At 62.5% G+C, this 10,744-nt stretch carries 11 protein-coding genes, 1 pseudogene and 1 riboswitch; of the genes and pseudogenes, 3 read left to right on the top strand and 9 right to left on the bottom strand.

Annotated elements, in window-relative coordinates; genetic code table 11:
• Window positions 1-260: 260 nt before the first annotated feature.
• The 3 genes from DDA93_RS15390 to DDA93_RS15380 all read right to left on the bottom strand — a co-directional run bounded on the left by DDA93_RS15390 (window position 261) and on the right by DDA93_RS15380 (window position 1,861).
• Window positions 261-551 carry a DUF1330 domain-containing protein gene (locus DDA93_RS15390; RefSeq protein ID WP_116779240.1) on the bottom strand — a complete coding sequence of 97 codons (291 nt, stop codon included), beginning with the start codon at window positions 549-551 and terminating at the stop codon, window positions 261-263.
• Window positions 548-1,201, bottom strand: coding sequence for a type 1 glutamine amidotransferase domain-containing protein (locus tag DDA93_RS15385; RefSeq protein ID WP_116779239.1), 654 nt, complete (start codon window positions 1,199-1,201; stop codon window positions 548-550). Before DDA93_RS15385 ends, DDA93_RS15390 begins: the two co-directional genes overlap by 4 nt.
• A 246-nt stretch (window positions 1,202-1,447) precedes the next feature.
• Window positions 1,448-1,861 (bottom strand): LuxR C-terminal-related transcriptional regulator, encoded by a 414-nt coding sequence (locus DDA93_RS15380; RefSeq protein ID WP_133185569.1) that lies wholly within the window; start codon window positions 1,859-1,861, stop codon window positions 1,448-1,450.
• Window positions 1,862-2,583: 722 nt separating this feature from the next.
• Window positions 2,584-2,697, top strand: a riboswitch (SAM riboswitch).
• 39 nt (window positions 2,698-2,736) lie between these two features.
• Here DDA93_RS15380 and DDA93_RS15375 point away from each other — a divergent pair.
• Both DDA93_RS15375 and DDA93_RS15370 read left to right on the top strand, forming a co-directional pair.
• The gene (locus DDA93_RS15375) at window positions 2,737-3,375 is read left to right on the top strand and encodes an AmiS/UreI family transporter (RefSeq protein WP_116779237.1); all 639 of its coding nucleotides are present in this window, start codon (window positions 2,737-2,739) and stop codon (window positions 3,373-3,375) included.
• Between the two features lie 58 nt (window positions 3,376-3,433).
• Window positions 3,434-4,681, top strand: a complete 1,248-nt coding sequence (locus DDA93_RS15370; protein ID WP_116779236.1) for an acyl-CoA dehydrogenase family protein — start codon at window positions 3,434-3,436, stop codon at window positions 4,679-4,681.
• Window positions 4,682-4,888: 207 nt separating this feature from the next.
• Here the strand turns inward: DDA93_RS15370 and DDA93_RS16920 are convergent, their stop codons facing one another.
• Entirely contained in the window at window positions 4,889-5,128 is a 240-nt protein-coding gene (locus DDA93_RS16920) for an SDR family oxidoreductase (RefSeq protein ID WP_279325282.1), read from the bottom strand.
• 542 nt (window positions 5,129-5,670) lie between these two features.
• Here DDA93_RS16920 and DDA93_RS16390 point away from each other — a divergent pair.
• Window positions 5,671-5,838, top strand: coding sequence for a hypothetical protein (locus DDA93_RS16390; RefSeq protein ID WP_165802658.1), 168 nt, complete (start codon window positions 5,671-5,673; stop codon window positions 5,836-5,838).
• A gap of 187 nt (window positions 5,839-6,025) precedes the next feature.
• On the opposite strand, the gene DDA93_RS15360 is transcribed toward DDA93_RS16390, so the two are convergent.
• The 5 genes and pseudogenes from DDA93_RS15360 to DDA93_RS15345 form a co-directional block, all read right to left on the bottom strand.
• Entirely contained in the window at window positions 6,026-7,099 is a 1,074-nt protein-coding gene (locus tag DDA93_RS15360) for an MsnO8 family LLM class oxidoreductase (protein WP_116779235.1), read from the bottom strand.
• A 397-nt stretch (window positions 7,100-7,496) separates the two neighbouring features.
• Window positions 7,497-7,646, bottom strand: a complete 150-nt coding sequence (locus tag DDA93_RS16520) for a hypothetical protein (RefSeq protein WP_207771363.1) — start codon at window positions 7,644-7,646, stop codon at window positions 7,497-7,499.
• A gap of 2 nt (window positions 7,647-7,648) precedes the next feature.
• Entirely contained in the window at window positions 7,649-7,951 is a 303-nt protein-coding gene (locus DDA93_RS15355) for a hypothetical protein (RefSeq protein WP_207771362.1), read from the bottom strand.
• A 265-nt stretch (window positions 7,952-8,216) separates the two neighbouring features.
• Window positions 8,217-8,971, bottom strand: a pseudogene (locus DDA93_RS15350) (IS3 family transposase); the annotation flags it as partial.
• A gap of 272 nt (window positions 8,972-9,243) precedes the next feature.
• Complete coding sequence (locus DDA93_RS15345) at window positions 9,244-10,611, bottom strand: glutamyl-tRNA reductase (protein WP_116779234.1); 1,368 nt, start codon at window positions 10,609-10,611, stop codon at window positions 9,244-9,246.
• Between the last annotated feature and the right edge of the window lie 133 nt (window positions 10,612-10,744).

Here is a 10,744-nt window from a genome sequence, read left to right as displayed (position 1 = left end):
AGTGCGTGCACGGCGCAAATCCGTTCCGCCATGGCCGCGGCGTTGAATCGGGCGCCGATGGAGGCCCCGACCAGTACGAGGTTTCCGGTGTGCAGGTCAGCGCGCGGAGCGCCGGAGACGTTTGTGCCCCAGGTAGAAGTACCGCTTCGACCAGCAGGACGCCCATGACGGGAACCCTGCCACGGCGCCGGCGAGGAAACGCCGGAGCGACGGGCATGTCCGTCGCTAGGCGGACATGCCCGTCGTCGTGAAATTTGTTGTCAGTTGACGCCTTGGACAATGAGGACCCGGTAGTCGGCTGCTGCCTGCCGGTGCGGGATGGCGGCCTGGTATGCGGGGCTGTTGTACCAGGCCAGCGCGTCCTCCACGGTCGGGAACTCGTTGACAAGGATTCCATCAAGCGGGGTTCCCTCAAGGGTCGTGATGGCTCCGTACGAGACCACGGGAGTGATCGGACGTCCGACCCTAGCCGGACGAGCAGCCGCGGCATACACGTCGAGCTCGTCCGGGTCAGTTACTCGTTCACGGAGCATGATGACGTAGGCGCTCATGCGGCAAGCCTTGCGAGCTTCACCAGCAGAGCGTCGGCGGTTGCGGAGGACGATGCCGGATTCTGGCCGGTGATCAGCAGGCCGTCTTCGACGACATATGATTCCCAGTCACGGATCTTGGAGTAGTCACCGCCGAGCTTGATGAGTTCGTCCTCGACCAGGAAGGGGACGATGTCGGTCAGTTGGACGCCCTCCTCTTCGGAATTGGTGAAACCCGTGACCTTCCGACCGGACACAAGCGCGGTGCCATCCTCGTTGCGGGCATGGCGGAGAACGCCGGGCGCGTGGCACACGAGGGCGACGGGCTTGCCCGAGCGAAGGAACGTCTCGATCAGAGTGATGGAGTCCTGGTCCTCGGCGAGGTCCCACAGGGGGCCGTGGCCGCCGGGATAGAAGACGGCGTCGAAGTCCGCGGCATCGATCGACTCGAGGCGAGCTGTGTTAGCCAGGGCCTGTTGGGCCTCAAGGTCGGCTTCAAAACGGTGGGTGTGGTCAGTCTGGTTGGCAGGCTCACTACTCTTGGGATCGAGCGGCGGCTGGCCACCCATGGGAGACGCGAGGGTGATGTCGGCGCCGGCTTCGACGAAGCGGTAGTAGGGCGCTGCGAGTTCTTCGAGCCAGAATCCGGTCTTCTTGCCGGACCGTGCCACCCGAGAGGAAAGGCACGAGTGCGCCCAGGTCGTCCTTGACTACCCGGGTTAAATGGTTGGGATCGACCATATCGCTGATCCGGTAAGACTCTTCATGCAGCGCGACGCGGTCTTCCCAATTATCGCGGTTGCTCTCCTTCGCGGCATCCCAATCAATCGCAATCTGGTTGAGGTTCATTAGGTGAGTCTATGCAGCGTGACGAGAATCGCCGATGAATGGGAGTTTCATTAAGAGGTGAGGGGCACTTACGCGTGGTTGAGGGCAGTGAATCGTCGGCGAAGCTCACGAACGGCGAGGTCGGTGCGCGACCTCGCTGCTGTGTTGCGAAGGAGTGCCTGAACATGGACGGCAACCGTGCGCGGACTGATCCTGAGCTGATGAGCAATGTCTTCATTGGACAGGCCCTCGAGGAGTAGATTCAGAACCTTCTGCTGCGCCGGGGTCACTGATGGTGTGTCCAAGATTGTGGCAGCTACCTGGTCGAGCGATGAGGCGATACGGCCGGGCCAGTGTAAAAGGTAGGCTCGGCTCTTGCTGAGTTCCACCGCTGCCGCGGTCCCGTGTCCCACGCGAGCCGCCTCGCGTGCCGCGGCAAGGTGGAATCGTGCACGGTCCGGTGCATCAAGTAGTCCCAAATCGATGACTTCCCGGTCAGACATCGGAAGCGATAAACCATCATGATCGGAGAGGATGAGGCACGCATAGGCGCGCCGATGGCTGGTGGCGTGTTCGTCGAATCCAATCTTTGTCAGGAAGTCCCGGATTTCATCTACGGGAGTGCCTGCGTCCAACGCAACTTGCGCGGTTTCCCAAGCGCGGTCCGGTCCAAAAGGGAAATCGGTGAAAAACTTTCATCAAAGTCATGTACCTCCCCCGCCACTGCGCCATGAAGTAGTAAGAAAGCCCACCAAGGGCTCCCGAAGAGAAAGGAGGACGACCCCCACAGAACGACTGCAACCCACACACCGAAACAGGCACACCCTGTTCACCATCTGAGCCGGTTTGTGCACAGTCAGAGAGCGGAACAGCCTCTGACAAGGGGAAACGTGTGCCCGAAGTGGGACTTGAACCGGCTTCCACCCCCTGCAAACACTGGCCTCCCCCGAAAACCTCCCCAAACCGGCCCAGTCCGGCACCGATGCGCCCCAGTCCAACACCCAAGGTGTGCACAATGTGCACACCCCCTTCTTTGCCTCGATCTGTGACCACCTTTGACGCCCCAGTGACCTTGTCGAGCCCCGCTGGGTTACATTCCGCCCTGTGGCCCAGTCCAGAATCGCCGATCTTTTGGGAACTGAACCTGCGGCGACCAACGGCATCCCTTCATGCGGCGTCAACTTTCTTGTGGTGCCCAAGCCGCGCCCATAGTGTCCTTGGTACAGATCAAGAGTTCCAGCATTGAGCCCTGGCTTGTTGGACGGCAACCCTCTTCGTGGTGGGGTGCCCCAGGTGAAGATCCGGCCGCCTCGCAAAAGCGTCGCGGCAAGCACCGAGCCGCGCTTCGGCGTGGCATCCTCGCGGACGGAAACATTCCATGTCCTATATCTGCCTGATACTCTCCGGCGCGGCCCTCCTGATCAACGGCCTCGGCCTTCTAGGCCGCATCCCGGCCCGTGACAGCGGCGTCTTCAACATCGTCATTGGCATCCTCCAATTGCTACTGGCCGTGCTCCTGGCTACTGCCGCCGGCGGTAACACTGAACTGCTGCTCGGCGCGGCCGGCATCGTCCTCTTCGGCCTCACCTACCTGTACGTCGGGCTCAACGCCGTGCTCAACCTTGAGTCGGCCGGCGTCGGCTGGTTCTGCGCTCTGGTAGCCCTGCTCGCCGTCTTCTACTCCGTCGCCAACATCGCAAGGGACCCCTTCTTGTCGGTGCTGTGGCTGAGCTGGGCGGCCCTATGGTCCCTGTTCTTCCTAGTTCTGGCCGGGGGAAAGTCCTCCCTCTCGGCGTTCACCGGTTGGGCGGCAATCCTTGCAGGACAAATCACCACAACGGCGCCGGCGCTACTGGGGCTCTCCGGCGCGTGGCCGGCGGGATCGGTCCTGGCGGGCATTACCGCCGTCGTCGTCGCCGGCCTGTTCACCGTGGCCCTGGTAATCAGCAAATCCGGCGGTTCGCGGAACCCCGCCGCCACCGAACCGGCCGCGCTGGCCGAACCGGTTTCCGCGTAAACGTTCTTCAACGATCAACGAATTTGAGTCCCTCACAGCGTTCACGAAAGGCAATCCCATGACACCAATCACCGCCGCCACCGACCACGTCGACTACGAGACCCTCGCTAGCCGGTTCCGTCCCATCTTCACCCGCATCGCCGAAGGCGCCAGCGCTCGTGAGCAGGACCACCGGCTGCCCTTCGACGAAATCAAGGAGCTCACACAGGCAGGCTTCGGCGCCCTCCGTGTACCCGTCTCCGACGGCGGATTCGGCGCTACCCTGCCTCAACTGTTCCGCCTGCTCACCGAACTTGCCGCCGCCGACTCAAACATTCCGCAGGCCCTGCGCGGCCACTTCGCGTTCGTTGAAGACCGTCTGGTCACCACGGGCGCCCAGCGCGCCGTGTGGCTGGAACGCTTCGTCAAGGGCGAGATCGTCGGCAACTCCTGGACCGAGGTGGGCGCCGTCAAGATCGGTGATGTCATCACCAAGGTCAGCCCGGACCCGGAAAGCCCCACCGGCGGTTTCCGGATCAAGGGCACCAAGTACTACTCCACCGGCAGCATCTTCGCCGACTGGATCGACACCTTCGCCCAGCGCACCGACAACAACGTCAAGGTCATCGCCGTCGTCAACGCCCACCAGCCCGGAGTTGCCCACTCCGATGACTGGGACGGCTTTGGCCAGCGCACTACGGGCTCCGGCACCAGCACGTTCACGGATGCATCGGTCGAGGCCGGAAACGTCATCGACTTCGATACCCGCTTCAAGTACCAGACCGCGTTTTATCAGGCCGTGCTCCTGACCGTGCTGGCCGGAAGCATCAGGGCCGCCGAACGGGAGATCGCCACCGAAGTTCGCCACCGGACCCGAATCTTCTCCCACGGCAACGCCGACTCCTTCGCCGCCGACCCGCAGATCCTCCAAGTCGTCGGCCAGGTATCGGCCCGCGCCTACGCAGCCGAAGCCACCCTCGAACGTGCCGCCCGCGCACTGCAGGGAGCCTACGAAGGCGCCTTCCTGGACAACCCTGTGGAGGAAGAACGACTTAACGACCTGGCCGAACTTGAAACCGCGCAGGCGCAGGTCATCCTGACCGAACTCTCCACCCGTGCTACCTCGGACATCTTCGACGCCCTCGCCGCCTCCGGCACCAGCACCAAGAAGAACCTGGACCGGCACTGGCGCAACGCCCGCACCGCTGCCAGCCACAACCCCTGGGTCTTCAAGGCCCGCATCGTAGGCGACTACGCCGTCAACGGCACCACTCCCCCGCGCGTCTGGTCCATCGGCGCCGGCCCCAAGGGGGACCCCGGCAAATAACCCGCCGTTCCCCACCGTCTGCGAGCATACGAATCGCTCTTACGGCCAGTATGCCGCAGGTGGGCCTCCAAGTCCGCGCGGGCGCCGCGTGAGGAATTTCGCAAGTAGCCCGGGCCGTGGCGGCGCCGCACTTCGGCGTGGTAAGCGGCGCTGGCGGTGCAACCAGCGTTCCCGGGCGGTCGTGGAGTAGGCGGAACTCTGGCACTCCTAGTAGTCCGGGATAGCCCCGCCGGAGATGTCGACCGTGGCGCTTGTTAGGGCCGCCGCTTTGTCCGAGGCTATGAAGCACGCCGCGCTCTCGACGTCCTCCAGGGTGGTGGTGCGGTTCAGGATCGAGGCCTTCTTGATTCTCTCCTCGATCTCCGCGAGGCCTTCGGCCTGCCACAGAATGGTCTCGATAATTCCGCCGGTCACCATGGTGACCACACGCACGCCGTGCGGGCCCAATTCAATCGCTCATTGCCGGCGCATCCCCTCCATCGCATCCAGGGCAACCTTGAAACCGCCGTGCCCGGGGAGCGTCTGCGGTCCGGAACCGCCGAACATCAGTACGACGCCGGCGCCTTGCTTGATCATGTGGGTAGTCGCCGCGCGGGTCGTGAGGAAGTGAGTGCGCGTGGCCACGGTGATGGGTGGAAAGAGCCTGGTTCCACCAGTGGTTACCTCGGCGAAGACACCCGACCCGCATGGTCCTCGGTGCACCGCCGGGATCGAGGGTCGTAAAGATCCAGTACGGGTCGTCGGTCCCGGCCCAGTTGGGCCCGGTGTCGGCGACGCAGGTAAATTTCAGGGCAGGCACAACGTAGTTGCTCACTGTAGGATTCCTTCCGCCAGTAGGCTAAAATCCGCCGGTGCACCGCCGTAGTCAATACTAAAAATGTCCTACGCGACTGGACTTTGTCATGTCCCTGCACGCCTCGCGTGTGACCCTGTGCCGAACAGCACTCGTAGCCGGATTCGCACCATTCCCTTTACGAAAGGATGAGCCAATGACCGGGAGCAGCGAAGACAGCGTCAACGGCTTTACAGTTCCGAACCCGTCAAGGTTCAGCGAGGACGTCCCGGGCGACGTCGGCGACGACGCGAACGAGATCCGCTTCAGCGCAGAGGAAGCCCTGATCGTGGAACAAGCTCACGGCAACTTTCCGGTTACGTAGCGTCCCCGGAATGCCTAATACCCAGGCGATCGGGAACGTCGACCTGCGCCCGGAGGACCTCGGGGCAACACCAGACAGCGACGCCGGCGACACCTCCCTGCGCGGTGGCGCCGAGCAGTAACTCGTCCACCGCAGCCCTATTACAGCACCGGGCCGGGCCGGAATGGCTGCTCGGGCTGGGATGGCGCTAGGTGGCGTCAAGCCGGGTGGGCGTCGATGGGATGGCGCGAATCCCCGGGCGGTCGTCCTGGCTGCGGCGCTCGTCTTGGGGGAAGATTCTGGCCAAGAGCCGATCGGATTCCGCCTGTGCCGCGACGTCGAAGGCTCCGCCCGTGATCAGCAACTCGTCGGCTCCGGAGGTCGCGAGCAGGTGCTGGACTTGGGTCCAAACCTCTGAGGCCGTGCCGTAGATCGATGTGGACAGGCTCCTTTCGACCGCTTCCTTTTCCCGGAGAGTCAGCACGGCCCACTCAGTTGGACTCATCGACGCCAAGGCGGCGAATTCGCCGGTGGTCCTGGAGCGGGCCAGCGCGACGGCTTCGGGCAGAAGCAGTTCCCTCGCCGCCTGGCGGGTGGCGGCCACTGCTACGTTGGCGGAAACCATGATGTAGGGCCGCTCGAACCAGCGTGATGGACGGAACTGTGTGCGATACCTATCCAGCGCCGGGATTGTGCCGTTCTGATCCGTCAGGAACACGGCTGGCCCACCCAGCACCACAGCCAGGCCGGCACGGGCTGCAATATCGATTCCCGAAGCGGTGGCCAACACGAATACCGGTGTAGCCGAATCGTTCCGTGGCCGGGCAGTGATGGCCGCGGCTCCGGACAGGTAAGCAAGCAGTTGGACCAGATGGTCTTCAAATTCCTCCGCCTCCTGTTTCCCGGCGTGCAGCGCATCCCGGACGGCCGGGGTGAAACCGACAGATCGGCCCACGCCTAAGTCGATCCGCCCAGGATGCAGAGCCTCCAGTGTGGCCGCCTGTTCGGCCACCACGAGTGGTCGGTGGTTGGGAAGCATGATGCCGCCTGAGCCCACCCGGATGGAGTGCGTCCGTGCGGCAACGGCGGCCATCAGCACGGCCGGAACGGAACCGGCAATGCCTGGCACCGCGTGATGCTCTGCGACCCAGAAACGGTGGTAACCCCACTCCTCGGCCCGCTGGGCCCGTTCCAGCACGCGGTTCAGGGCATCCGAAGCAGAAAACCCGTCCCGGGCATTGGCACGGTCGAGAATGGAAATCCGAAGAAGGGGAAGGGCCATACTCCTGGAACCACTCCGGGCAAGGAAGAATTCCGCTCGGGAACGCGGGCACGGAATCCGGGTCCACCAGGTCCTGGCACCGGGAGCGCGTAGCGCACTGACGATAAATCGAGTCATCTGGAAACACGCACCAATGTGCTTCAAGGTGACAGATGACCTTTCGGCTCACCGGCCGACTGCGCCATGCCAGGGACCGACCGACCGGGACATCGCCCGGCAGTGGTTCTAACAGAGGGTAATCAGGACCGCCTGACGCCGGCAATTTGAGCGTCCGGCACTTGAGCCGCTTGTTCACCTTGATCGGATCTCGTTCCTGGTCGAAACTCGCGACGAATCCCTTCCCGTGTAACTCGCCGAGGAGCGCAAGGGCGGCCGGAGAGTTGGGGATCTTGGGCTTCTACCTGGCGTGGGTGTGCTTCTCATACTCGCCCCCGAGGGCGCTCAAAATCGAGTGGAGATGTTCGGCTTTGGCGTTGGTGAGATAAGGCGGAGCAATGTCATCCCTGATTCGCCTGCCATTGACCGCCTGGATCGCCTCTTCCGCCACGATCAGGTAGGTCTCGCGTCCGGCGGCCAGAGGTATCGAATCTTCACGATGTCGACGAGTTCCTCCGGGTCGTCGATACCGAGGGCACGTGCGATCCGGCCGAGGTCCTCGATGTCTTTCTGGCGCTCGGCCGCAATCTTCATGGCCGCCAGTGAGGGAAGGTCGGCGAGGCGAACCGCCGACGATGATCCTGGCGGACCAGCGATCCAAGACGTCCCGTTCGGCAAATAGGCCACCGCGTTGGAGTTCAGCCACCGGCCGGGCAGACCGTAATCATCGGACATCTCCTGCACGACCTCGTCCACGAGAGCGGCGCTCTCGTACTGAGCATCAATGTCACCGGTCGCCCTATCCAGGAGTCCGCACGGGTCATTTCGGGGCGTCCGAGGGTAATTGATGCGCTAGCGTATTCGCCCAAGAGTCGCAGCGCAAACGGGTAATCCTGGGCCGACAGGGTGTCCGCGAACTGCGCGCTAAAGTCGATGCGGTGCCGTTGCTGGCTCTTCGCGCTCAAGTCGATGTCCAGGTAATTGATAACTTTCAGCGTCAGCCCGAGGGAGGGATTCTCCTTGTCACCCAAAGCCGGTTCGGGGCCACCGCGGTGAACTCACGGTTCACCAAGTCCGGGTGCCTCCTCGCAGCTGGATCCGGTCGCGTCGTCTTCACACGCTTTGATCGCCTCGCACCTTCGATGCCGGCAGCGCGCATCAGCCTGCCAGTCTGATCTCGGCCAATGTCGACCCCGGTGCGACGGGCGGCTTTCCAGAGTTTGCGGACACCGTAGACACGATAATTGTCTTCCCACAGGGTGACCAGATCCGGGGTGAGGACCGCATCGCTGACAGCTCGCGCCGACGGTGCGCGGCTCTTCGCGGCGTAACAAGTGCTCGCCAGCCACCCTGCAGCAGCGCACAGATAGGCTCGACTCCGAGCCTGCGTCCTTCAACGACGTCGTCCTTGTTCGCGTCGATGAACAAGACTATTTCCGCTGTTGGCGGTCGAGCTCCGCCCCGAAGAAACTCGCGGCGCGCTTAAGGATTTCATTCGCCCGCCGCAGCTCACGGTTTTCCTGCTCGAGCTCACGCACCCGCCTGGCCCCCGAAGTACCTACCCCTGGGCTTTGGCCATCAACAACATCCGTCCGCCGCACCCACGCCCCGTACCGATTCAGTCCCGTATCCCAGTTGCGACGCGACCCGCTGCACCGTCCCGTGCTCGGTACCCAGCTCCGCACGCAAGGTCCGCACCATACGGACTGCAGCAGCTTTCTCCTCCGGCGAATACCGACGTGCCGTCGACTTCCCAGATCCCTCACTCGTTGCCATGACTCTATTCTCGTTACCAAGATCAGAAGCCTCCAACAAACCCAGAGCAGTTCAGTCCTTCGTACGGCCACTGGCTCAGCAGCGACGCCATTCCAGACTCGGGGCAGTTCCGACCATCCCTTATCTGCGCCCTTATGTGAGCCCCGTCGCTAGTCCTTCCAGGTCTTTCTCGTTGCGCTCATCACCGACCGCGTCCGTGAGGGCGAGTACACAGAACCCGGTGCATGCACCGGCCACTCGATCACTGGTTCTGTTCCTTGATTTACATGCTTTCAACGCACATGACTCAGACTTGGTCGGTCGTTGCCGGGACGTCCCTCGCCCTTCGCCCCTGTGCTGCTTATTCCGAAAAGAACATCTAGTGCCTTCCGGAATTCGTCCTGACGGCCAGCTGCCGCAAGTTCTTTAGCGCGAAGGGTCGGTACGTGGAGGAACTGCTGGACCATCCGCCGCAACGCGGCGTTAGTCTGCTCAGCCGTCGCGGCAGAACCGTGCTGCCGCATGACTCGTTCCATTTCCAGGTCGAGAATCCCCTGGACATGCTGGCGCAGAGCGACGATGACCACGTCCGCAACCCTGCTCCGCTCTTGCTCCTCGAAACGCTGTACTGCCTGTTGAACAAGACCCCGAGCCTGGACCAACGCGGCTGCATCCGCTTTGGGAGCAGCTCTGCGGACTGACTCCAGACTGATGAATGTAACGCCCGGCTGCTCCGCCACTAACGGGTCAAAGTCCCGACTGGGAACAAGATCGACAATCGTAAGAGGACGGCGCGCCGGACGCGCTTCACAGGCTAGCTCCGATTGGACGAAACGCGTTCCGACGCCACTACACCCGATGAGAAGGTCCGATCTAGCGACGGCCGCAGCCAAATCGTTCGAGGTCACTGCCGTGACACCGTTACCCCTGTTGGCAACGAAAGTATCGGCTCGACCTGACCGGGAAAACACCGAGACGTCCGAACACCCTCTGCTCTGAAGGATATTCAGGACTCTACTCGCGTAAGCGCCAGTACCGAAGACAATGACCGACGCATCGGCCAGGACGGGAAAGTAGGGGCCCGCGGTGACCAAATCCAAGGCGACGGCGGCAATGGATCTGCTGGAGTCGCTAAGGGCGGTCCGTGCGCCTACTTCCTTCGCAACCCTAGAGGCCGCCTCGAAGAGGCGAATCAAAAGCCCGCTCGTCGTACCTGCGCGCTGCGCATTGAACAGCGCGCGACGAACTTGACCAGCAATTTCATGCTCGCCCGCAACAATCGACTGCAATCCTGTGGCGACGCCGAACAGGTGTTCCGCGACGGACGGCCCCCAAAGAGGCACAAACAATGAAGCCAGTCTGACTGGCGTTAATCCGGAGCAACGGCTAACAGCTGCGAGGGCATCAAGGTATGCGCCCTCTATGTTCTTAGCGTCTCCGACTTCACAATAGATCTCAAAGCGGTTGCAAGTGGACAGAATTGCCGAACCGGACACGGCATCACTGTTCGTCGAGAGTTGCCCGGTTATCTGCGCGGAAACGAGATGAAGCTGCGCCGCGGAGTCAATGTCAAGATCCCGATACCTGGCAATCAAGACAAATAACCTCGGGTGATTCTCCGCTTCTTGATGCGCCAGACCCGCCGGAAACAATTCAAACACTGCTAGCCTCCCCTAAACTGAATCCCCCGGACCATCACAACTCATCAACTCTGCGTTCGTTACAGACACAGTGGTCTCAGGGCCTTTGAAAAATCTTGGAAACTCACACACTTCGCCCGCAAAAGCGGGCCTA

Source organism: Arthrobacter sp. Bz4 (assembly GCF_003075455.1).
In the GTDB taxonomy this organism is placed as follows: domain Bacteria; phylum Actinomycetota; class Actinomycetes; order Actinomycetales; family Micrococcaceae; genus Arthrobacter_D.
Note: the sequence above shows the minus strand (reverse complement) of the source record. Positions and strands in the feature narration are given on the sequence as shown.